The 21,023-nt window shown below is 67.5% G+C and carries 19 protein-coding genes and 1 pseudogene; 12 read left to right on the top strand and 8 right to left on the bottom strand.

The features are described 5' to 3' along the window. Positions 1-23 precede the first annotated feature (23 nt). Entirely contained in the window at positions 24-1,046 is a 1,023-nt protein-coding gene (locus tag VHAB30_RS04750) for a sensor histidine kinase (RefSeq protein ID WP_159278274.1), read from the top strand. Between the two features lie 26 nt (positions 1,047-1,072). Beyond that, on the top strand, positions 1,073-1,912 hold the full coding sequence (locus tag VHAB30_RS04745) for a LytR/AlgR family response regulator transcription factor (protein ID WP_159275998.1): 840 nt from the start codon (positions 1,073-1,075) through the stop codon (positions 1,910-1,912). Positions 1,913-1,992: 80 nt separating this feature from the next. Here the strand turns inward: VHAB30_RS04745 and VHAB30_RS04740 are convergent, their stop codons facing one another. Continuing rightward, the gene (locus tag VHAB30_RS04740) at positions 1,993-2,352 is read right to left on the bottom strand and encodes a hypothetical protein (protein WP_070062581.1); all 360 of its coding nucleotides are present in this window, start codon (positions 2,350-2,352) and stop codon (positions 1,993-1,995) included. Between the two features lie 137 nt (positions 2,353-2,489). Between VHAB30_RS04740 and VHAB30_RS04735 the strand changes: the two genes are divergently transcribed. From VHAB30_RS04735 to VHAB30_RS04705, 7 genes are all read left to right on the top strand, one after another. Next, entirely contained in the window at positions 2,490-4,307 is a 1,818-nt protein-coding gene (locus VHAB30_RS04735; protein WP_159275997.1) for a glutamine--tRNA ligase/YqeY domain fusion protein, read from the top strand. A 138-nt stretch (positions 4,308-4,445) separates the two neighbouring features. Further along, positions 4,446-5,411 carry a GSU2403 family nucleotidyltransferase fold protein gene (locus VHAB30_RS04730; protein ID WP_095948921.1) on the top strand — a complete coding sequence of 322 codons (966 nt, stop codon included), beginning with the start codon at positions 4,446-4,448 and terminating at the stop codon, positions 5,409-5,411. Then, complete coding sequence (locus VHAB30_RS04725; RefSeq protein WP_159275996.1) at positions 5,408-5,968, top strand: pseudouridine synthase; 561 nt, start codon at positions 5,408-5,410, stop codon at positions 5,966-5,968. Before VHAB30_RS04730 ends, VHAB30_RS04725 begins: the two co-directional genes overlap by 4 nt. Positions 5,969-6,011: 43 nt before the next feature. After that, the gene (locus VHAB30_RS04720; protein ID WP_159275995.1) at positions 6,012-6,908 is read left to right on the top strand and encodes a M23 family metallopeptidase; all 897 of its coding nucleotides are present in this window, start codon (positions 6,012-6,014) and stop codon (positions 6,906-6,908) included. Between the two features lie 48 nt (positions 6,909-6,956). Beyond that, positions 6,957-7,832: a hypothetical protein gene (locus tag VHAB30_RS04715; protein ID WP_159275994.1), complete on the top strand. Its 876-nt coding sequence runs from the start codon at positions 6,957-6,959 to the stop codon at positions 7,830-7,832. A gap of 129 nt (positions 7,833-7,961) precedes the next feature. Further along, positions 7,962-8,813 (top strand): restriction endonuclease, encoded by an 852-nt coding sequence (locus VHAB30_RS04710; protein ID WP_235926436.1) that lies wholly within the window; start codon positions 7,962-7,964, stop codon positions 8,811-8,813. Positions 8,814-8,827: 14 nt separating this feature from the next. Continuing rightward, a complete protein-coding gene (locus VHAB30_RS04705) occupies positions 8,828-9,151 on the top strand; it encodes a hypothetical protein (RefSeq protein ID WP_159275992.1) in 324 nt (107 codons plus the stop codon). 12 nt (positions 9,152-9,163) lie between these two features. Here VHAB30_RS04705 and VHAB30_RS04700 read toward each other — a convergent pair whose 3' ends face one another. From VHAB30_RS04700 to VHAB30_RS04690, 3 genes and pseudogenes are all read right to left on the bottom strand, one after another. Beyond that, positions 9,164-10,099 (bottom strand): M14 family metallopeptidase, encoded by a 936-nt coding sequence (locus VHAB30_RS04700; RefSeq protein WP_159275991.1) that lies wholly within the window; start codon positions 10,097-10,099, stop codon positions 9,164-9,166. 113 nt (positions 10,100-10,212) lie between these two features. Beyond that, the gene (locus tag VHAB30_RS04695; RefSeq protein WP_062476947.1) at positions 10,213-11,415 is read right to left on the bottom strand and encodes an ammonium transporter; all 1,203 of its coding nucleotides are present in this window, start codon (positions 11,413-11,415) and stop codon (positions 10,213-10,215) included. 173 nt (positions 11,416-11,588) lie between these two features. Then, positions 11,589-11,930: pseudogene (locus VHAB30_RS04690) on the bottom strand (LytTR family DNA-binding domain-containing protein); the annotation flags it as partial. A 119-nt stretch (positions 11,931-12,049) separates the two neighbouring features. Between VHAB30_RS04690 and VHAB30_RS04685 the strand changes: the two are divergent. Then, on the top strand, positions 12,050-13,090 hold the full coding sequence (locus VHAB30_RS04685; RefSeq protein WP_159275990.1) for a hypothetical protein: 1,041 nt from the start codon (positions 12,050-12,052) through the stop codon (positions 13,088-13,090). Between the two features lie 147 nt (positions 13,091-13,237). Further along, positions 13,238-13,522, top strand: coding sequence for a hypothetical protein (locus VHAB30_RS04680; protein WP_235926434.1), 285 nt, complete (start codon positions 13,238-13,240; stop codon positions 13,520-13,522). Here the strand turns inward: VHAB30_RS04680 and VHAB30_RS04675 are convergent. Then, positions 13,440-13,886 carry a PaaI family thioesterase gene (locus tag VHAB30_RS04675; protein WP_062476955.1) on the bottom strand — a complete coding sequence of 149 codons (447 nt, stop codon included), beginning with the start codon at positions 13,884-13,886 and terminating at the stop codon, positions 13,440-13,442. The two genes, VHAB30_RS04680 and VHAB30_RS04675, sit on opposite strands and share 83 nt — an antisense overlap. A gap of 233 nt (positions 13,887-14,119) precedes the next feature. On the opposite strand from VHAB30_RS04675, the gene VHAB30_RS04670 reads away from it, so the two are divergent. Continuing rightward, positions 14,120-15,751, top strand: coding sequence for a DUF4139 domain-containing protein (locus VHAB30_RS04670; protein ID WP_159275989.1), 1,632 nt, complete (start codon positions 14,120-14,122; stop codon positions 15,749-15,751). 153 nt (positions 15,752-15,904) lie between these two features. Here the strand turns inward: VHAB30_RS04670 and VHAB30_RS04665 are convergent, their stop codons facing one another. Genes VHAB30_RS04665 through VHAB30_RS04655 form a run of 3 tightly spaced genes read right to left on the bottom strand, consistent with a single transcriptional unit; the run spans position 15,905 to position 21,020 of the window. After that, positions 15,905-18,094: a TonB-dependent receptor gene (locus VHAB30_RS04665; RefSeq protein WP_159275988.1), complete on the bottom strand. Its 2,190-nt coding sequence runs from the start codon at positions 18,092-18,094 to the stop codon at positions 15,905-15,907. Positions 18,095-18,125: 31 nt separating this feature from the next. Beyond that, complete coding sequence (locus VHAB30_RS04660; RefSeq protein ID WP_159275987.1) at positions 18,126-19,604, bottom strand: ABC transporter permease subunit; 1,479 nt, start codon at positions 19,602-19,604, stop codon at positions 18,126-18,128. 15 nt (positions 19,605-19,619) lie between these two features. Beyond that, a complete protein-coding gene (locus tag VHAB30_RS04655; protein ID WP_159275986.1) occupies positions 19,620-21,020 on the bottom strand; it encodes an ABC transporter permease subunit in 1,401 nt (466 codons plus the stop codon). Positions 21,021-21,023: the final 3 nt, after the last annotated feature.

The following is a 21,023-nucleotide window of genomic DNA, read 5'->3' as shown; positions in this document are numbered from 1 at the left end:
TCAGTGCCACCAACCTCCAGTCCATGCTGCGGCATGGGCTGATCACCGCGGTCTTCAACTGCATGATTGCCAGCGCGCTGACCATCGCCGGCGGCGGCAGCTGGGCCGCCCACATGGTCTACTCATTGGCGATCGGCACCGCGAGCTGGCTGTTCATCGATGGCGGCCGGCTCCTCATCACCGGACACCGCGACGCCCTCTGGCCGAAATGGCCGTGGGGCCCGCTGCTGGTCGTGGTGGGCGTGACCTTCGGCTTCCTCACCGGCAACCTCATCGGCGACGCCTGGAGCGGCGCGCCCGCCTTCGACTTTCTCGACCTGCGGGGCCACAAGCTGGCCACGGGCGTCACCGTCACCATCATCGCGGGGGCCGGCATCTGCTTCCTTTTCTACAGCCTCGGCAAGAGCAAGTACATGCAGAGCCAGATCGAACTGGCCCAGCGCAACGCCACCGAAGCCCGCCTCAAGCTGCTCGAAACCCAGCTCGAGCCGCACATGCTCTTCAACACGCTGGCCAACCTGCGTGTGCTGATCACCGTCGACCCGCCGCGCGCCGTGGCCATGCTCGATCGCCTGAACAGCTATCTGCGCATGACGCTCAGCGGCTCGCGCGCGCTGTCGCATCCGCTGTCGGCCGAGTTCGACCGGCTGGGCGACTACCTCGAACTGATGTCGGTGCGCATGGGCGAGCGCCTGCGCTACACGCTCGACCTGCCCGACGACCTGCGCGATACGCCCGTGCCGCCGCTGCTGCTGCAGCCGCTGGTCGAGAACAGCATCCGCCACGGCCTCGAGCCTCAGGTCGAAGGCGGCGAAATTGCCGTGCGCGCGCGCCGCGAGGCGGGCGAACTGGTGATCGAAGTGAGCGACACCGGTGTCGGGCTCGATGCGACCCGGCCGCAGCCCTCGGAAGGTGGCGGCTTCGGGCTCGAACAGGTGCGCGAGCGGCTGGCCACCGTGTACGGTGAGCAAGGCCGACTGAGCCTGCACCCCGCGCCCACGGGCGGCGGGACGCGCGTCACCCTGAACCTTCCCCTGCCCGCCTGAACAGGCCCCACGACAACAAGAAGACGATGCCCCTCACTGCCCTCATCGCCGAAGACGAACCCCTGCTGGCCCAGGCCCTGCAGGCCGAACTGGCCGCCGCCTGGCCCGAGCTGCGCGTGGTCGCCACCGCCCGCGACGGCCGCAGCGCCGTGCGCGAGGCGCTGCGGCTGCTGCCGCAAGTGCTGTTCTTCGACATCCGCATGCCCGGCCTGGACGGCCTGGGCGCCGCCGCCGAGCTGGCCGACAGCTGGCCCACCGACGAAGCGCCGATGCCGCAGCTGGTGTTCGTGACCGCCTACGACGAGTACGCCGCGCGCGCCTTCGAGGCCGAGGCCATCGACTACGTGCTCAAGCCCGTGCAGCCCGAGCGCCTGCGCAAGACCGTGGCGCGGCTGCGGCAGGCGCTGGCGGCGACCGCACCGTCGATGACGCCACCCATCCCGGCCGACGAGGTGCTGGAGCGCACCCTCGCCCAGTGGCGCCAGGTGCTGGGCGCCGCCGGCGGCGCGCCCTCGGCATCGTCGCCGCCGTCAGCGCCGCTGCGCATGATCGCCGCCAGCGATGCGGGCGGCGCCACCGTGCGCATGGTGCCGATCGACGAGGTGCTGTATTTCGAGGCCGCCGACAAGTACCTGCGCGTGCTCACCGCCACGCAGGAATACCTGATCCGCACGCCCCTGAAGCAGCTGCTGCCCCAGCTCGATGCCGACACCTTCTGGCAGGTGCACCGGGCGGTGGTGGTGCGCAGCGCGGCCATCGAGGCGGTGCACCGCGACGAGGCTGGCAAGCTGCACCTCGCGCTGCGCGGGCGGGCCGAGAAGATCCCGGTCAGCCGGCTCTACGCCCACCTGTTTCGCGCCATGTGAAATCTACGCCGCGGACGCGCAGCAAAAAGCCGGCCTTTTCGGGGCCGGCTTTTTCATTCAGTCACGAATGGCGTTGTAAATCAGCGCCAGTGGCCGTGTCCGTGGCCATGACCGCGGTGATAACCACGACCGTAGTAGCGCGGGCCGTAATAGGCCGGCGGCGGTGCGTAGTAGACCGGCGCCGGGCGGTAGTACACCGGCGGCGGCGGACGGTAGTAGACCGGGGGTGGCGGTGCGTAATACACCGGGGCCGGCGGCGCATAGACCGGGGCCGGGTAGTAGGCGGGACCGCCCACGCCGACCGCCACGCCGGGCACGCCGACGCCGATCGACCAGCTCACGTCGCCGCGGGCGCTGGCCGAGGTGGCGGCAAACAGCGCACCGAAGGCCACCGCACCGGCGGCGGCCCATTTGAAGAGGGTAGAACGTGTGACGCTCATGATGTGGGACTCCTTGTTGGGGGGCGTTGTGCGCCCCATGTCCGTATTGAACGCTGCAATTGCAAAGCGGGTGGACGCTGCATTGTGAAGAGCGTTGCCAAAAGTAACCCCGACAGGCCCCCCTCTAGAATGACGCGATGACCTCCCCGACCGACAAAAGCGGCACTAAAACGACCGCTGCACCGAGCAATTTCCTGCGCCACGTGATCGAGAACGACCTCGCACAGGGTGCCTACGCAGGCCGCACCTGGGGCGGTTCCCCGGGCGACGCCGCCCACCACGCCCAGGGCATGCCCGACCCCGCCAAGGTCCGCATGCGCTTTCCGCCCGAGCCCAACGGCTACCTGCACATCGGCCACGCCAAGAGCATCTGGCTGAATTTCCAGCTCGCCAAGGAATACGGCGGCGTGTGCCACCTGCGCTTCGACGACACCAACCCCGAGAAGGAAGAGCAGGAGTACGTCGATTCCATCCGCGACGCCGTGAAGTGGCTCGGCTACGAAACCTACCTGGCCGACCGCCCCAGCGCGCCCGGCACGATTCAGGAGCACGAGTACTTCGCCAGCAACTACTTCGACTTCATGTACGAAGCCGCCGAGTACCTGATCGGCGCCGGCCTGGCCTATGTCGACGAGCAGACGCCCGAAGAAATGCGCGCCAACCGCGGCGACTTCAACACGCCCGGCACCGACAGCCGCTTTCGCAGCCGCACGCCCGACGAAAACCTGGCGCGCTTTCGCGAGATGCGCGACGGCAAGCTCGCCGACGGCGCCGCCATCCTGCGCGCCAAGATCGACATGGCGAGCCCCAACATCAACATGCGCGACCCCGCGCTGTACCGCATCCGCCGGGCCACGCACCACAACACGGGCGACAAGTGGTGCATCTACCCGATGTACACCTACGCGCACCCCATCGAAGACGCGCTGGAGCAGATCACCCACTCCATCTGCACGCTCGAATTCGAAGACCAGCGCCCCTTCTACGACTGGCTGCTCGACCGCCTGGCCGAAGGCGGCCTCGTCGCCAGCCCGCACCCACGCCAGTACGAGTTCGCGCGCCTGAACGTGACCCACGTGATGACCAGCAAGCGCAAGCTGCGCCAACTGGTCGAAGAGAAACACGTCGACGGCTGGGACGACCCCCGCATGCCCACCATCGCCGGCCTGCGCCGCCGCGGCTACACGCCCGCCGCGCTGCAGCTGTTCTGCGAACGCAGCGGCACCACCAAGTCGGGCGGCTGGATCGAATACGCCAGCCTCGAGGCCGCGCTGCGCGACACCCTCGACCCCATCGCGCCGCGCGCCATGGCCGTGCTCGACCCGGTGAAGCTCGTCATCACCAACTGGGGTGAGCTGATGGGCGGCGACGACACGCTCGACGACTGCTCCGCCCCCGTGCACCCGCACCACCCCGAGATGGGCAAGCGCGAGTTCAAGCTCGGCAGCGACGTCTGGATCGAGCGCACCGACTACGAAGACGTGCAGCCCAAGGGCTTCTTCCGCCTGTTCCCCGGCAACAAGGTGCGCCTGAAGTACGGCCACGTCATCGAATGCGCCGGCGCCACGCGCGACGCCGACGGCAAGCTCCTCGAAGTGCAGGCCACGCTGGTGCCCGACACCAAGAGCGGCACGCCCGGCGCGGACGCGATCAAGGTCAAGGGCAACATCACCTGGGTGGCTGCTGCGGATGCCGTGCAGGCCGAGGTGCGGTTGTACGAGCGCCTGTTCGCCGAAGCCAACCCCGGCAGCGGCGAGCTGCTGGACGAGCTGAACAAGCACAGCCTCGAGGTGTGCACGGCCTTCGTCGAGCCGTCGCTGGCGAAGGCCGAACCCGGCGTGGGCATCCAGTTCGAACGGCATGGCTACTTCGTGCGTGACACGAAGGGCGCCGCCGCCGGCGGACAGGTGGTGTTCAACCGCGCGGCGGGGATGCGGGACAGCTGGGCCAAGTAAGCCCGCTGGTCGCGTTCTCCCGCAAAGCCGGGGCCGTTGTGGCTCCGGCTTTTTTCATACCTCATCAGTTGACATAAGTTATTGATTTGAAATAATTTTCCATATAAATTAAGACTCTTGGTTTTTATACGGAAAATCATGAACTTCCAGGACATCGGCGACGACGCCCGGCGCCAGTACATCGATGCCAGAGCCACGTTCGAGGCCCTCGAAGCGGCGGAAGTGCAAGCCGCGGGCGTGCGCGGTGGCATGTACTGGAAGACGGTGAACGGCGTCGAATACCTCGTGCGCACCAGCACCCGCAACGCACAAAAAAGCCTCGGGGCACGGAGCCCTGAAACCGAGGCCATCCACGCGGGCTTCGTCCAAAGAAAGGAAGAAGCCGAAGGACGCGTCAAGGATCTCGGCGAGGCACTCGCCCGCCATCAGCGCATGAACCGGGCGCTGTTCGTCGGCCGCGTGCCGACCATCGTCATCGACATCCTCGACATGCTCCAGCGCGCGGACATCGCGGAGCACTTCACCGTGGTCGGCACGCACGCGCTCTACGCCTACGAAGCAGCAGCGGGCGTGCGCCTGCAGAGTGCCGCCGTGGCCACGCGCGATGTCGACCTGCTCTGGGACACGCGCAAGCGTTTTCGCCTGGCAACGCAGCTCAAGCGGCTCGATTCGTCCATGCTGGCCTTGCTGCGCAAGGTCGACAAGACCTTCGCCTTGATCGCCGATCAGCGCTACACGGCGGTCAACAGCAAAGGCTTCGAGGTCGACATCCTGCGTCGCGAAGCACAAGAGCATGACCCCCACCCGGCACAGCTCAGCGACGATGAAGACGACTTCTGGGCCGTGCAAGCCCACAACGCCGAACAGTTGGTGAGCGCCCCGCGCTTCTCGGCCGTCGTGGTCGGCACCACCGGGCACATGGCGCGCATGAACACCGTGCATCCACTCGCCTTCGTGCGCTTCAAGCGGTGGTTGGCCCAGCGACCCGATCGCGATCCACTCAAGTCTGGACGCGACAGCTTGCAAGCGGACACCGTGGAAGAACTGGTGCGAGACTATCTGCCGCAGCTGGCCGATGCGCCACGCGATGCCACCCGCCCATGAATCTGCCAACCAGCTCCCGCCTCATCCGCTTCAACAAACCCTACGGCGTCCTCAGCCAGTTCACGCCCGAGGGCCGCTGGCGCGGGCTGAAGGACTTCATCGACCTCCCCGGTGTCTACGTCGCCGGTCGACTCGATGCCGACAGCGAAGGCCTGCTGCTGCTCACCGACGACGGCAAGCTCCAGGCGCGCATCGCCGATCCGCGCTTCAAGATGGAGAAGACCTACTGGGTGCAGGTCGAGGGCGTGCCGACCGACGAAGCGCTGGCGGCGCTGCGCAACGGCGTGCAGCTCAACGACGGCCCCACGCGCCCCGCACGGGCGCGCCGGCTCGATCCGCCGCCCGACGTGTGGCACCGCGAGCCCCCCATCCGCGAGCGCAAGCTCATTCCCACCGCGTGGCTGGAGCTGGCGATCAGCGAAGGCCGCAACCGCCAGGTGCGACGCATGACGGCGGCCGTGGGGCTGCCGACGCTGCGCCTCATCCGTGCCGCCATCGGGCCTTACACGCTCGAGGGGCTCGCGCCCGGAACCTGGCGGGAACAGAGCGGCGACTGAACCGCCGCACCCTCAACTCCTCATTCGAATCCTGTCCATGCACATGACCCTTCCTCTCTCCGATCTCCCTTCTGCTGCGTTGAACCGCCGCAGCGCCGTGCTCGGCGCCCTCGGCTTGCTGGCGCTGCCCGCCGGCGCCGCTGCCCCGGCCAAGAAGAACAACAAGCCGCAGGCGCCCGACGTCTGGCCGCGCGCCTTGCTGGTGCCAGGCGGCGTCGCCCGCCTGTCGCTCGGCCCCGCCGCCACGCGCCCCAAGGCCTTCGCCGGTGATGTGCCGGTGCTGGTGCTGGGCGATCCGATCGAATGGACCGCGCTGGTCGGCATTCCGCTCGCCACCCCACCGGGCGAAGCCCGCATCAGCGTGCGCGCCGAGGGCAAGCCCGAACGACAGATCGCCTACACCGTGGCTTCGAAGCAGTACCGCGAACAACGCCTGACAGTGGCGCCACGCACGGTCGACCTGTCGCCCGAGGACGAGGCTCGCTACACCAAGGAGCGCGATCACCTGACCGGCGTGATGGCCACGCTCTCCGACCTGCGCCCCGACGCCGCGCTGCAGATGCGCGTGCCCGTGCCGGGCCGCCGCTCCAGCTCGTTCGGCCTGCGCCGCGTGTTCAACGGCCAGTCGCGCAATCCGCACAGCGGCATGGACATCGCAGCCGGCACCGGCACGCCCGTGCGCGCGCCGCTGGCCGGCAGGGTGATCGACACCGGCGACTACTTCTTCAACGGCGGCACCGTCTGGGTCGACCACGGCGGCGGCCTGCTGACGATGTACTGCCACCTGAGCCGTTGGGACGTGAAGGTGGGCGACATGCTCAAGGCCGGCGACCCGTTGGCCGCGGTGGGCGCGACGGGACGGGTGACCGGGCCGCACCTGCATTGGGGGGTGATGCTGAACCGGACGATGGTGGACCCGGCGTTGTTCGTTGCCAGTTGAGTTGCGCGCGTGGGAACGAGCCCTCACGAGCCTCGGGGATCGCGGCGCATGACCGTCCGGACGAAATCCTTCCTCATCTGGCTTTCCGTCGTCCCTGTGCTCTCGGCCCTGTGCGTCGTTGGCCTGAACCTGTTGCCGTTGTGGTTCGTGTACCTCTTGCCCTATGCGATCGGGGTGGCCTTGCTGATGATCCTCGTGGCGATCGTGGCCGCAGGCGGTGCGACCAAGAGTCTCGGCGCGAGCTTTGGGGGCCTCGCTGCTGGCGTAGTGCTGGTGTTCGTCGCCTACGACATCGTCAAAACCGCTGATCGAGCGGATTGGAACGCTTCGTACAACGAATTCCGGCAGTTCAGCCAAGTCGTGGCACGCGGGGATCGAAAGGCCACAGCAGCGGCCCTCGACGATCTCAGGCGCTTCACGCCGGCCGAAGCGCTCTGCATCCTCGGTTCCGAGAGCGGGACCGGCGGCTCAGGCTATCTCATGCCCGAGGGGCCGGATACGCAGCGCACCCGCCAGGGAAATCGCTACTTCATCTCGACGCCGCGACTTTTCGAGGTGGCCGAAATCCTCGCTTCGACGCAGCCTGCTCAGCGCGAAACGCAGGTGGCCCTTTACGACATGCTGCGGGACTTGCACCGGCGCGGCGACCCCGCGGCATTTCCGCGCTGGGAACAGCTCTGGCTGCGCACAAAAGCCGCCACGGGCGGCACGGCCGGCTGGCACTTCGACGGCGCCCGTCTGAGGTGGCCATCCGAGCAGTGCGGGGGAGACGACGACACGCACCTGGCCGACCTGGTCAAGGAGATCAACAAGCCACCCGAAACACCGGCAGAGTCCCGTGCCCACGAGTCCAGCAGTTCGCAAGCGCGGCAAGCCGCAGACAACGCGCTTCGCGACGCGCAGAACACCGCGGTCGCACGGTGAAGACCCAGGCGCCCGCCCCGGCTTATAAAGAGATCTTTCGAGGAGCGAGGCAAGCGACCGATGGCAAGACAGACAAGAGCCGAGCGCCGACGCGAGCGGGCGCGACAGGAACTGGCCGGCAAGGCCTGGATGGCGATCTTCGTCGGCATCCTGCTGCTGGTGGTCGCTCCCGCCTTCCTGAAAGGGCCGATCGTGGGCACGCTGGGGCCTGCGCTCCAGCCTGCCGGTTGGGTCGCGCTGGCGGTCGGGGCCGTGCTGCTGGGCCTGCACTACATCGTCCGTCGTCAAACCGCCCACGTGGAGATCGAACCCGCGGCAACTCGCGTTCCCGCACGCCCCGCGCCCGCCTCGACAGCCGAGCGTCGCGAGCCCGTGCTGTCGCCCGCGCCATCGACAACACCTCATGCGGGCCAGGAATCGCAGTGGAGCCCCGCCGTGCTCCACGCCATCGAATGGCGTCGCTTCGAGGCCTTGTGCGAAGCGCTCTACGCACAAGCCGGCTTCACCACGCGCAGCCAATCGCATGGCGCGGACGGCGGCGTCGATATCTGGCTCCAGTCCAGGCACAGTGACATGCCGCGCATCGTCCAGTGCAAGCATTGGCAGAGCAAAGCCGTGGGCGTGAAGGAGATGCGGGAGTTCTTCGGCGTGATGGCTTCGCACCAATTGAAGAGCGGCACCTACGTGACGAGCTCGACCTTCTCGGCGGAAGCGGCGGCGTTTGCGAAGGCGAACGGCATCCACGCCCAGGACGGCGCAGCCTTGCTCCGGCTCATCGGCCAGCGCACGCCCGAACAACAGGCGGCACTGCTGGCCGTGGCCTACGAAGGCGAATACTGGCGGCCCACCTGCGCGAGTTGCGGCACCAAGATGGTCGAAAGAAGCTCGTCCAAGAACGACGGCAGCTTCTGGGGCTGCGCCAACTATCCGAAGTGCAAGGGCCGGACGATCCCGAAGTCGAGGGCATCTGCAACGGTCTGACCGGGAAGCGCGCCATGGCCCATCCAGCGATGTTCACCGAAGCCTGCCTCGCCTCCTCGTTCGCCCCCACCGAACGCCGCGAAGCCCTCGCCCGCCTCAACACCCTCTTGCACCCCGCCCTGCAGCGGATCGTCGCCGCCGAGGTCGCCGCGGGCAACCGCGTCGTCGATGTCGGCATCGACTGGCCCGACGAGGGCTCGGTGCACGTCACGCTCCAAAGGCACTTCACGGACCGGCACGCCGGCAAGCAGGCCGCGTTCAGCCTCTGCAACGACCCGCACTACTGGCATGCCGACTACAGCACCGCGGACAAACCGCGGCACCTGCTGATCTGCTGAGGGGCGCCGGCCTCAGAGCGGCCTGGTCAGGTACACCGCCTCGCGCCCCACGATCGTGCGCTGCGCGGGCATGAAGATCGTGCAGTCGTCGCACGGCGCGCGGATCTCGTCCGGGCCGTTGGTGGCGATCAGTTCGCCCTTGGCAAAGGTCTCGAAGCCGATCAGCGGGCGCACGAAGGCGAAGTCTTCCGACTTGATCACGTGCGTCTGGAGCAGCTCGAAGCGACGCTGCTCGCCGGGCGCGGGCACGGCCGGGTCCTTGTCGATGAGGCCGAAGTGCGCCAGGAAGTCGAGCGAGATGGCGGTGGCCAGCTCGGAGGCCGAGCGCAGGAAATGCTGGCCGCACTCGGCCACCAGCGCCACGCCCTTGCCGTCGGCCCGGCCATGCTGGCCGTGCTGGATCAGCGGCGTGCCCGAGCCCAGGCCGTCGGGCATCACCAGGTGCACCGACGGGCGGCCGATGGCCATGGCGGCCTCGGCGTTGCGGTCGAAGGCCGGGTACACCCAGAACGGGATCACGGGCTGGCTCGTGGAATGGATGTCGAGGATGTGGTCGGCCGCGCTCACCACCGGGCGCAGTTCGCGGGCGCGGCGCAGCTCGGGGCTGTCCTCGCTGCCGTCGAGCCATTCGGGCGACCACACGCGGTTGAGGTTGTGCACCAACTGGCGGCTGTCGAAAGGCAGCGCCTCGTTGAAGGACTCGTAGGCCGCCACGTTGGCAAAGCTGACGGTGAGCGTGCCGATCTTCGGGCGCACGCCGGTGTCGAGCAGGTGCGTGGCGGCGGTCATGCCGCAGATCTCGTTGCCGTGCGTCAGCGCGTTGATCAGCACGTGCGGGCCGGGCTTGCCGGACTCGAAGCGGTGCACGTAGTCGATGCCGACGTTGCCCTCGCGGTAGGCGGTCAGGTCGCGGGGGAGGACTTCGAGGGCGGGGGGCAATTGGGTCATGGGGTGGTGAACAGGTGGGATCGGGGGCCGCCGGCAAGTTTGCTACAGCTGGCAAATTCGTGCCGTGCGCCGCAAATCCCCCGATGCGGCTCATGTCCTGAGCCGCATCGCCCTCACCAATTCACCTCCCGCTCCGGCGTCGCCGAAATATGGTGGATCGACAGGTCCGCCCCGTCGTACTCCTCTTCCTGCGACAGCCGCAGCCCCATGGTCGCCTTGAGCACGCCGTACACCACGGCGCCGCCGATCAGCGCCCAGACCACGCCGAGCAAGGTGCCGATCAGCTGCGCCCACAGGTTCACGCCGCCGATGCCGCCCAGCGCCTGGGTGCCGAAGATGCCCGCCGCGATGCCGCCCCAGGTGCCGCACAGGCCGTGCAGCGGCCACACGCCGAGCACGTCGTCGATCTTCCATTTGTTCTGGGTGCGCGTGAACATGAAGACGAAGATGGCGCCGGCCACGCCGCCCGCCACGAGCGCGCCCAGCGGGTGCATGAGGTCGGAGCCGGCGCACACGGCCACGAGGCCGGCGAGCGGGCCGTTGTAGACGAAGCCGGGGTCGTTCTTGCCCATGGCCAGCGCCACCAGCGTGCCGCCGACCATCGCCATCAGCGAGTTGACGGCGACCAGGCCCGAGATCTTGTCGATGCTCTGCGCGCTCATCACGTTGAAACCGAACCAGCCCACGCACAGCACCCACGCGCCCAGCGCCAGGAACGGGATGTTCGACGGCGGGTGGGCGCTGAGCGAGCCGTCGCCGCGGTAGCGGTTGCGGCGCGCGCCCAGCAGCAGCACGGCCGGCAGCGCGAGCCAGCCGCCCACGGCGTGCACGACGACCGAGCCGGCGAAGTCATGGAACTCGTGGCCGGTGACCGAGGCGATCCAGCCCTGGATGCCGAAGGCCTTGTTCCAGGCGATGCCCTCGTACAGCGGATAGACGAAACCGACGATCACCGCGGTGGCGATCAGTTGCGGCCAGAACTTGGCGCGCTCGGCGATGCCGCCCGAAATGATGGCGGGAATGGCCGCCGCGAAGGTCAGCAGGAAGAAGAACTTCACCAGCTCGTAGCCGCTTCTTGCCGACAGTTCGGTGGCGCTGACGAAGAAATGCGTGCCGTAAGCCACACCGTAGCCCACCAGGAAGTACACGATGGTCGAGACCGAGAAGTCGACCAGGATCTTGACCAGCGCATTGACCTGGTTCTTCTTGCGCACGGTGCCCAGTTCCAGGAAGGCAAAGCCGGCATGCATGGCCAGGACCATGATGGCGCCGAGAAGGATGAACAGCGCGTCAGCGCCCTGTTTGAGTGCGTCCATGAGAGCTTCTTGCAGGTTTTTGGTTTGATTTGGTGCGTCGCACCCGAACGGCTCGGGGTGCCGGCGCAAGAAAGCAAAAATGGTGCCTGCAGGCTCTTGAATGGTGCGAAACGACCCAGGAATGGGCCGATTTCGCTGGGTGCGCACCGGATCGGAACGCGACGCCGCAGCGATCAGCCTGCGCCGCCGCGCAGCGCGTCGCGGTAGCGCCGGCTGCAGGGCACGCTCGTGCCGTCGTGCATGTGCAGCCGGGCGTCGCCGCCGTCGAGCGGCTCGATCTCCTTGATGCGGCCCAGGTTCACGGCGTGGCTGCGGTGCACGCGCACGAAGGTGGCGGGGTCGAGCTGGGTCAGGAAGTCGGTGAGCGTGGCGCGCAGCAGGTAGTCATGGCCGTTGACATGCAGGCCGACGTAGTTGCCCTCGGCCTGCAGCCAGTCGATGTCGGTGGCGGCGATGAGGAATTCGCGGCGCAGCTTGCGCACGAGAAAAGGTGCGGGGCGGGCCGCCGGTGGCGCCACGGATAAAGACCCTTTTCGCTTGGGCTTCTACTACCCACCGCAGCGCAGGTATTTATGTAGTCTCAACCGAGACGAAACTCGCTACAGTCTATTTAAATCTCCACTAAATTACGTGCATGAAAAATTCCAAACCCACCGCTTACTGCTTCAGGCTATGCCTTGGCTCCAGCCGTGCTGGCAAGTTCAACGTGATAGCGGATCGGCACCTTCACACATTACCCGATGGAACTGCTTTGTCGCTATTCGCGAGGAATGCAAACTCACTTTCACAGGCTACAGCATTTCATTTTGAAGCTGGCGGCTTCCCAACTGAGAAGGCGGCGCGTGATGCTGGAGAAGCTCTACGGATAAAACTCCGGGTTCTAAATGCTCTACTCGGACTGGGGTTACTTGTGCCCCAAGGCGATAAACAATCAGCATCAGTCTCAACAGCTGTAAAGGACATGGCCTCAAAAGAAGGTGGCGTGATTATCGATACAATTTGGGGTGTGCAGACATATCCCGATGATGGACTTCATGGAGAAATAATTATCGGAGGCAATCTTGAGGTTAATTCGAGTGATCCGTTGTACGTTTTCGAAGCCATTAGTAAGATTTGGCCGATAGATGTAAAGCTAGATGCACCATCTGAAATTGCGCTCCACATTCTTGGATTGGGAACAACAGAAGCATCAGAAAAAGCGTCGTTCTTAACCAGCTACCTAGCAATAGAGCAACTAATAGAAAGAAAGTCGCGCAGCGAAAAAACAAAAAAACTATTAATTCAATTTCAGCGAAGAATCCAACAATCAACAGTCAGAAAAAGAGCACCAATGGATGCCATGGAGGCAAAATCCCTATCCGGCGCTCTATCGGCACTGCAAGAGGAATCCTTTAGCAGCGCATTAACCAGGTTTGCAAAAACACTCAAGACCCCCACCGAAATTAGAGGGATACCGAAGGAAAAATTCTTCTCCGCATGCATACAGACGAGAAATAAAATAGCCCATCAAGTAGAAGTAAAAACAAAAATCAGCATATCCGAACTAAATGCAGGGCTTCGAGAAATTACCATGGGACTTATTTGGCACAGAAATAATCTGCCTTCGATTACGATTAACACACCACCTTCAAAGGTACTAATTCCAGAAGGACAATTCGCTATTCGCGTGCTGTAATTCGACTAAATGGGCGCAAAGAGTCTAGATAGCACTTTCTTCAAATTTGAACGCAGCAATGGCTTCGTTGCAAAAAAGCTGATCGCACGTATCTCTCAGCAGTTCTCTTAGCTGCGCTGGGCCAACGAGTCGGTCTACCCCTGGTACATGCTGCACCAGACGCTGATCGTCGCGGGGGTGGCGCTGCTGGTGCCGCTGGCGCTGGGCCCGGTGTGGGAGCCCGTGGCGCTGGTCGCCGTGACCATTGCCGGCTGCTGGCTGCTGACCGACGGGCTGATCCGCCGCATCGGCTGGCTGCGCCCGCTGTTCGGGCTGAAGCGCAAGCCCGAGGCCGAGCCTGCCGTGGTGCTTACGCCGCCTGCTTCGGCTTCGGCGTCGTCGACGCCTCGTCCACCGGCACCAGGATGGCGTTCGCCGTCGCCACGAGCTTGAGCTTGTCTTCGCCCTGGCCCTCGGGCTGTGCGAACAGCTCGGCCCCGACGAAGACCTGCTTGCGCCCCGCCTTCACCACGCGCCCGCGCGCCACGAAGGCCTCGCCGATGGCGGGCGAGATGCAGTTGATGGAAAAGTGCGAAGCCAGCACGCGGCCCGCCACGGTGGCGGCCGCGAAGCCGCTCACGGTGTCGAGCAGCGCCGCGATCATGCCCGCGTGCAGAAAGCCGGTGTACTGGCCCATGTCTTCCTCGCGCCATTTCATGCGCAGTTCGGCCTGCCCGTCGGCGGCCTGGGTGACGTCGAAGCCGGCCCAGCGATTGAAGGCGGCCGAACGGTTGATGGCCTGGATCGTGTCGAGCATGGGGGGTGTCCTTTCTGGGGAGTGGATGGAAGGCAAGACCCACTCTAGGAAGCGGAGCCGCCGCGCACCGTCTCTTGGGTGACCGGTTCGCCGCCGGCAGATGCTTGCGCGACAGCGGCGCGCCCGCGTCACACCGGCGTCATGAAAAAAACTTTGCGACGCCTTAACCCCGTTCGCCCGCCCCGTCCGTAGAAGCGGAGATTCGTCACCGACTTTCTTCCGGAAGGCTTTCCATGCACACACCGTTCTCCGCCCGCCCCCTCCTGCGTGCCACCGCCGTCGCTGCCCTCTGGCTGGCCGCGGGCGCCGGCGCCCATGCACAGCTGCAGGCCGATGCCTCGCGCATCACGCAGGTGAAGGTCTACCCCGGCAGCGCCACGGTGGAGCGCGTGGCGCGCGTCGCGGCGGGCAGCCGCTCGGTCACCTTCGCCTGCCTGCCGGCCGGGCTCGACGTGCAGAGCCTGCAGGTGTCGGCCGGCGCGGCCGTGCGCGTGGGCGAGACCTCGGTGCTCAGCGAGGCGCGCGAGCTCTCGGCCAACTGCGCCACCAGCGCGCTCGACGGCCGCATCCGCGAACTCGAAGACCGCAAGGCCGCGCTGCAGGCCGAGACCGATGCGCTGGGCATGGTCACGGGTTATCTCAAGGGGCTGTCGGGCGGCGAGTCGGGCCCCGGCGCGCGTGCGCCGATCGACGCGCGCAACCTCACAGCCGTGACCGACGCGATGCGCCGTTCGGGCCAGGACGCGCTGCTCAAGCAGCACCAGATCCAGCGCCAGCAGACCGACCTCGACCGCCAGCTCAAGCCGCTGCTGGCCGAGCGCGGCCGCACGCAGGGCCAGGGCGCGCAGGTGACGGCCGTGACCGTCACGCTGGCCGCCAGTGCCGACGCCGACGTGAAGCTCAGCTACCAGGTCAACGGCCCCGGCTGGACACCCAGCTACCGCGCGCTGCTCGACACCACGACGCGCAAGGTGCGCATCGAGCGCCAGGCGCTGGTGGCGCAGGCCACGGGCGAGGACTGGCGCGGCGTGAAGCTGGTGCTGTCCACCGGCCAGCCACGCCGCGAGACCACGGGGCGCACGCCGAGCGCATGGCGCATCGGCATCGAGCCGCCGCCGCGCGTGAATGCCGAGTCGGCGTACATGGCCGCGCCGATGCCTGCCGCCGCCCCGGCCGCCATTGCCGCCGATCGCAAGATGGCCATGGAGCGCGTGCGCGAGCCGCTGTTCGACGTGAGCGTGTTCGACAACAGCTTCGCCACCGAATTTGCCGTGCCGCAAAGCATCGACGTGCCTTCCAACGGCCAGCGCGTGACCCTGGCGCTGGGCCAGCATGAGGACACCGCGCAGCTCGCCGCACGCACCAGCCCGCGCGTGGACCCGAGCGCCTTCCTGGTCGCCGAGATGGCGCAGCCCGCGGGCGTGTGGCCGGCCGGCCCGATGCAGCTGTACCGCGACGGCAACTTCGTCGGCCAGGGCCGCTGGAACGCGCCGAGCGACGCGAAGCTCACGCTCTCGTTCGGCCGCGACGAACTGGTGCGCGTGCAGGTCGAGCCCGAGCGCGACAACCAGGGCTCGGGCGGCTTCGTCGGCTCGCGCGCCGAGCGCCAGGTGCAGCGCGCCTACGTGGTCGAGAACCGCCACCGCACGCCGATCGCGGTGCAGGTGCTGGAGGCCGCGCCGGTGTCGGTCGACGAGCAGGTGCGCGTGACCACGCGCTTTGCGCCGCAGCCGGCCGAGCAGGCGTGGAACAAGCAGCCGGGGCTGGCGATGTGGCGCTTCGACCTGGACGCGGGACAGACGGCGCGCGTGTCGGCGGACTACACGATCGGGTATCCGAAGGATGCGCGACTGCAGATGCGCTGAGGCTGGGTTTGTTCAGGGCGAGTGCACAGGCCACCGGGTACTTCCCTCCGCGAATGTCCCCCGGGGCTTCGCCCTCCTCCTTGATTTCGCTGCGGGAAGCACCCAGTGTCCTGTGCACGGGGCACGCTGCCGGTTCGCCCCGGCACACGAGCTTCAGAAATCAAACTTCGCCGACACCTCGAAGGTCCGCCGCGGCGCCAGCAGCACCTGGCTCGCGGCGCGGCCGGTCCAGGTCGCGTAGAGCCGGTCCGTCAGGTTGCGCACGCGGAAACTCAGCAGTGCGTTCTTCAGGCGGTAGCTCACGGCCGCATCGACCGTGGTGAAGCCGTTGATGCGGATCTGGTTGGCGTTGTCGGTGTACATCGGCCCCGTGTGGTTCAGCGACGCGAAGTACTCGAACTTCGAGCCGTCGGGCCGGTAGGTGGCGAAGACGTTGGCCATGCGCTCGGGCACGTTCGGCGGGGTCTTGCCCACGCGCGAGACGTTGCCGGCTTCCACCAGCGTGTCGAAGCGCGCATCGAGCGCCGCGAGGTTGCCCGCCAGCGTCCATTCGCGCGTGGGCTTCCACACGGCCGACAGCTCGAGGCCGCGTGACGACTGGCGGCCGTTGTTCACGGTGGTGGCCGCGTTGTTCGGGTCGCGCGAGAGCACGTTGTCGAGTTCGATCTTGTACAGCGCCGCGGTCCACTCCAGGTTGGCCGCGGGCAGGCTCTGCTTGAAGCCCACCTCGGCCTGCTTGCCGCGCGACATCGGGAACGCGGCGTTCGAGGCCGACAGCAGGAAGAGCGAACCCACAGGCAGCGTGGCGTTGGTGTACTGCGCATACAGGCTCGACTGCGGCGACAGGTCGTACACGGCGCCGAGGCGCCCCGAGGTGGCACGGTAGCTCGCGCCGAAGCGCGTGACGCTGCCTGCGTTCAGGTCCCAGATGCGGCGGTCGACCTCGGTGCGGTCGTGGCGCAGGCCGCCGACCAGCGTGAGGTCGCGCATCGGCTTGAGCGCGTCTTCCACGAAGACCGAGGCGACCTTCACGCGCGAGAAGGTGTCGGCGCGGTTGCCCGCGCCGGTGGTCAGCGCGGGGTTGTCGTCGAAGTAGCCGGTGTACGGGTCGAACACGGGCACGCGCAGTTGCGCGGCGGTGGCGGGGCTGCTGTTGGAGAAGCGGCGCTGGCTGCCGAAGCGGGTTTCGCTGTACTCGCCGCCGACGACGAAGCGGTTGTCCAGGCCGGCGATCTTCCCCTTGTGCGTGACGTCGAAGCGGTCGAGCCAGAAGTCCTGGTCGTGCGTGATGAGCGTCTGGTCGCGCGCGATGCTGGCGGGCGGCACGAAGGTGGCGCTTTCGGAGTTGCGGAACATGCGCTTCGACTGGTTGGCCGAGAACTCGTTGCGCCACGACCAGCCGCCGTCGAGTTGTCCCGCAAGGCGCGCGCGCAGCCAGTAGGTTTCGGACGAGTTCTCGTCGTCGCGCACGTTGTAGTTGGTGCGTGCCATGCGCCGGTCGATCACGCGGCCGTCGGGCGTGCTGACGACGTTCGTCGGCTGCGTGGCGAAGCTGCGCGGCACGAGCGGCGTGCCCCAGTAGGCGTCGTTGTCGTCGCGCAGGTAGTCGAACGACAGGTCCAGCTTCACCGAGCCGCCCAGGTCCACCAAGAGGCCGCTCGTGAAGTGGTCGATGCGCTCGCCGTTGCGGTCGATGGTGCCCACTTTCGTGTCGTTGCGGCTGTAGTCGAGCCGGTAGGCGCTGGCCTCGCCCAGCGCGCCGCCGAAGCCGAAGGCCGCGCGCGTGGAGCCATAACTGCCGTACGAGAGCAACGCCTCCTTGTGCGGGTTGCTGCGGTCGGGCCGCTTGGTCACGAAGTTGACGGTGCCGCCGATGGCGCCCTCGCCGTCGAGCACCGAGGCCGGGCCCTTGAGCACTTCGATGCGTTCGTAGTTCCAGGTGTCCTGCACGCGGTTGGTGACGCCTGCGCCCGAGCTGCGCACGCCGTCGTACAGGTACATGAGGCTGGTGAAGCCGCGCAGCGACAGCGTGGTCGGCGACGACGGCGGGCCGCCGCCCGACAGACCCGCCATGCCGCGCAGTGCTTCGCTGAAGGTGCGGGCGCCGCGCTGCTGGATCGCGTCCTGCGACAGGATCTCGACCGAGGCCGGCGTCTCGCGCACCGACAGGCCCAGGCGCGAAGCCGAGCCGCTCGACTCATCGAGGTGCAGGCTGTTCGCGTCACGGCTGCCTTCGATGGTGACGGTGCCGAGTTCGGCGTTGTTGCTGCTGTCTTGTGCAGAGGCGACTTGCAAGGCGGTGAAGGCGGCCAGCGCGACGGTGGTGCGGGTGAACGGGGTCATGGAGCGGTGCGTGGAAGAAATGAAGAAAGCGTCAGGCCACCGAGAAGCGCCGCAGCCGCCAGGCCGCGAGCCCGAACAGCAGCAGGCTCGGCACCAGCAGTTGCAGCACGGCCAGCGCGGCCTGTCCGCGCACGAGGTCGGCAGGCTCCTCGTGCCAGGCGAAGGTGGGCATGCGGTCGAAGTCGGCGGGAGCGAGCGCATCGCGCGCATCGATGCGCGGGAAGAAGAAGGCCTTCCAGGCTTCGTGGTGCGCCACGGTCTGCGCGTCGAAGCGCGCATGGCGGCGTGCGCCGTTGCCGGCCAGCGCGGTCATGCCTTCGTAGGCCACGGCCGCCGGCGACACGGCGCCGAAGCGGCCCACCAGCGCCTGCTGTTGTGCCTGCTGCGCGTCGAAGCGCGCGAGCGCGGGGCGGATCGCTTCGTCGACCTCGCGCTGGATGCGGTAGTTGGCCAGCGAGCGGCCGGCGATCTCGATCTTGCCGTCGCGCGGCACAAGGATGGCGCCCTGCCCCACGTGCTGGTACTCGGTGCCCAGCAGGTCCTGGTAGCGCTTCATCGCCTCGGCCGTGACCACGCGCTGGCGCGTGGCCAGCTCGGTGCGCGACGGTGCAGGTGCCACCTGCGTGACGGCCAGGTTCAGCAGCACCGGCGCCACGAGCACCAGCAGCACCCAGGCGATGACGAGCACCATCGCATTCGTCGCCGACGAGGCGCCGAAGGCGTTCACCGCCACCACCAGCGCGAACCAGAACAGCGCGTAGGCGCCCACCAGCAGCGCCCACCACAGCGTGGCGCTGCCCGCGCCACCCGCCGTGAGCCCTGCATGGCGCGCGATCCACAGCACCGCCACCGGCAGCAGCACCGCCGGCCCCAGCAGCACGGCTGCGCGCACCGTGAGCTTGCCCGCGAGCAGCGTGCGCAGCCGCAGCGGTTGCGACAGCAGCAGGCGCAGGGTGCCGTTCTCGCGCTCGGCCGACAGCAGGTTGTAGCTGAGCGCGAAGATGAGCAGTGGCAGCAGGTAGACGATGACGAAGGCCAGGTCGAAATGCCCGCTCAGCAGGTGCCACGGGTTCTCGATGTCGCTGGGGTTCATGAACACCACGCGGCTCTGGTTCGTGACCTGGTACTGGCTCGGGAACAGGTCGCTCTGCCCCAGCGCGACCGGGCCCAGCGGCGCGGTCGGCAGCAGCACGTGCTGGCCGCCGTAGCCGCTGGCCATGCGCGAGGGATCGGCCGGGTTCTCGAAGGGCGTGGGCTGCGCGGTGCCGGCGAAGATGCCTTCGAGCAAGGTGCGCTGCGCGGTGCGGGTGTCGCGGTCGGCCTGCGCCACGGCCGCCTGCGCGCGGTCGCGCTGGGCGGTCTGCAGCAGGCCGTTGCCCAATGCATAGGCCACGAGCAAAAGGAACAGCGCGCCGACGACCCACAGGCCGCGCTCGGCAAGCATCAAACGGACTTCCTGGCGCATCACGGCCAGCAGGCGGCGGCCTTGGGGAGGATGGAGGGACGACATGGGTGGCATCCCCTCTCAGAGCGCGCGCTGGCGCAAGGTGGCGAAGGCCGCGAACGCCGCCGCGAGCAGCAGGCCGACGCACAGCACGGCGAAGCTGCGTGCCTGGTGCCGCAGCGCCCACCCCGCCCCGGGCGGGTGGTAGTCGAAGGGCGGCACGGTGGCCCAGAGCTCGGGCGTGGCCTGGTAGGAGAAGTGGCGGTCGCCGAGCGGATCGGCATGCGCCACGAGGTCCTTGCTCATCAGGTCCTGGATGTGGCGGCGGTGCAGCTCGGCCGCCGTGGTGAAGCGGCGGTGGTGCGAGAAGTCGGTGCCCGCCATGCCCATCGAGAAGCTGCGCACCGCGAGCAGCGGCAGCAGCAGGCCGCTCCACTCCTGCACTTTCTGCTGCTGTTCCCAGGTGTCCCACAGGCGGCCGTAGTGGCGGTCGTACACGGGGTACGAGGCCTGGTCGTCCAGGCGCAGCGCAATGCCCCACTTGCTCAGCGGCACGTCGCGCCCCCAGCGCTCGGTGGTGCCGAAGTTCTGCTGCCAGACCTGGTTCGACACGGCCTTGAGTTCCGCGCCCAGCGCTTTGTTGAATTCGAGCCGCGTCGGGCTCGGATACCAGGTGCGCGAAAGCTCGGAGAGCACGCGCGGCGCCATCACAGCCTGCCCGATCCACAGCGCGAGCAGCACGGTGATCGCCATGCGCGAGGTGGACGACAGCGCCGACACGCCCAGCACGAGGCACACGAAGATGCCGAGGTACACCGCGTAGCCCAGCGACCACGCGCCCAACCGCAGCAGCGCATCGACACGCCCGCCCGGCTCCGCGCCCACCGCCACGGCAACGGCCGCAACCAAGGCCGCCGGCACCAGCAGCACCGCGAGCAGCGCCGACAGCGCGAGCGCCTTGCCGGCCAGCAGGCGCAGCGGCGCCACGCCCAGGCTCAACGTCTGGCGCAGGATGCCCTGCTCGCGCTCGCCCGCGAAGGCGTTGAAGCCCAACACGATCACCAGCAGCGGACCGAGCACCTGCAGGATCCAGCCCACCGACAGGTTGCCGAAGCGCTGCAGGCCGGTCGCGTCCTGCGCGGCATTGAACTTGACCTCGCTCTGGCGGTGTGCCTGCAGCCACACGGTGCTGCCGATGTAGGGGTTGATGCCCGCATCGACCATCGACAGCGGCGGCTCGGGCTTGAAGGCGTGCATGCCCTGGTGCGCGGCGTCGTGCGGATGGCGCTTGTCCTGGTGCAGCCAGTCGCGGTAGTCCATGGCCTGCGCGGCCACCTGCTCGGCATGCGCGCCGCGCTGGTGCGCCCAGCCGACGGCCAGCGCGGTGAAGAGCAGCACGGCCACGAGACCGCCCGCCCAATACAGGCGGCCATCGCGCAGGCGTTCGGTGAATTCGCGTCGGGCGATCCAGCGCATCGTCATCGG

This window comes from Variovorax boronicumulans (assembly GCF_009811375.1).
Taxonomy (GTDB): domain Bacteria; phylum Pseudomonadota; class Gammaproteobacteria; order Burkholderiales; family Burkholderiaceae_C; genus Variovorax; species Variovorax boronicumulans.
This window is presented reverse-complemented; position numbering and strand designations above follow the sequence as displayed.

Excerpts from the sequence above, each read along its gene's own strand:
- VHAB30_RS04660 (WP_159275987.1), bottom strand. The coding sequence starts at position 19,604 with ATGTCGTCCCTCCATCCTCCCCAAGGCCGCCGCCTGCTGGCCGTGATG.
- VHAB30_RS04750 (WP_159278274.1), top strand. The coding sequence starts at position 24 with ATGCTGCGGCATGGGCTGATCACCGCGGTCTTCAACTGCATGATTGCC.
- VHAB30_RS04670 (WP_159275989.1), top strand. The coding sequence starts at position 14,120 with ATGCACACACCGTTCTCCGCCCGCCCCCTCCTGCGTGCCACCGCCGTC.
- VHAB30_RS04720 (WP_159275995.1), top strand. The coding sequence starts at position 6,012 with ATGACCCTTCCTCTCTCCGATCTCCCTTCTGCTGCGTTGAACCGCCGC.
- VHAB30_RS04695 (WP_062476947.1), bottom strand. The coding sequence starts at position 11,415 with ATGGACGCACTCAAACAGGGCGCTGACGCGCTGTTCATCCTTCTCGGC.
- VHAB30_RS04735 (WP_159275997.1), top strand. The coding sequence starts at position 2,490 with ATGACCTCCCCGACCGACAAAAGCGGCACTAAAACGACCGCTGCACCG.
- VHAB30_RS04665 (WP_159275988.1), bottom strand. The coding sequence starts at position 18,094 with ATGACCCCGTTCACCCGCACCACCGTCGCGCTGGCCGCCTTCACCGCC.
- VHAB30_RS04680 (WP_235926434.1), top strand. The coding sequence starts at position 13,238 with ATGCTGCACCAGACGCTGATCGTCGCGGGGGTGGCGCTGCTGGTGCCG.
- VHAB30_RS04740 (WP_070062581.1), bottom strand. The coding sequence starts at position 2,352 with ATGAGCGTCACACGTTCTACCCTCTTCAAATGGGCCGCCGCCGGTGCG.
- VHAB30_RS04745 (WP_159275998.1), top strand. The coding sequence starts at position 1,073 with ATGCCCCTCACTGCCCTCATCGCCGAAGACGAACCCCTGCTGGCCCAG.
- VHAB30_RS04730 (WP_095948921.1), top strand. The coding sequence starts at position 4,446 with ATGAACTTCCAGGACATCGGCGACGACGCCCGGCGCCAGTACATCGAT.
- VHAB30_RS04715 (WP_159275994.1), top strand. The coding sequence starts at position 6,957 with ATGACCGTCCGGACGAAATCCTTCCTCATCTGGCTTTCCGTCGTCCCT.
- VHAB30_RS04725 (WP_159275996.1), top strand. The coding sequence starts at position 5,408 with ATGAATCTGCCAACCAGCTCCCGCCTCATCCGCTTCAACAAACCCTAC.
- VHAB30_RS04655 (WP_159275986.1), bottom strand. The coding sequence starts at position 21,020 with ATGACGATGCGCTGGATCGCCCGACGCGAATTCACCGAACGCCTGCGC.
- VHAB30_RS04700 (WP_159275991.1), bottom strand. The coding sequence starts at position 10,099 with ATGACCCAATTGCCCCCCGCCCTCGAAGTCCTCCCCCGCGACCTGACC.
- VHAB30_RS04705 (WP_159275992.1), top strand. The coding sequence starts at position 8,828 with ATGGCCCATCCAGCGATGTTCACCGAAGCCTGCCTCGCCTCCTCGTTC.
- VHAB30_RS04675 (WP_062476955.1), bottom strand. The coding sequence starts at position 13,886 with ATGCTCGACACGATCCAGGCCATCAACCGTTCGGCCGCCTTCAATCGC.
- VHAB30_RS04710 (WP_235926436.1), top strand. The coding sequence starts at position 7,962 with ATGGCGATCTTCGTCGGCATCCTGCTGCTGGTGGTCGCTCCCGCCTTC.
- VHAB30_RS04685 (WP_159275990.1), top strand. The coding sequence starts at position 12,050 with ATGAAAAATTCCAAACCCACCGCTTACTGCTTCAGGCTATGCCTTGGC.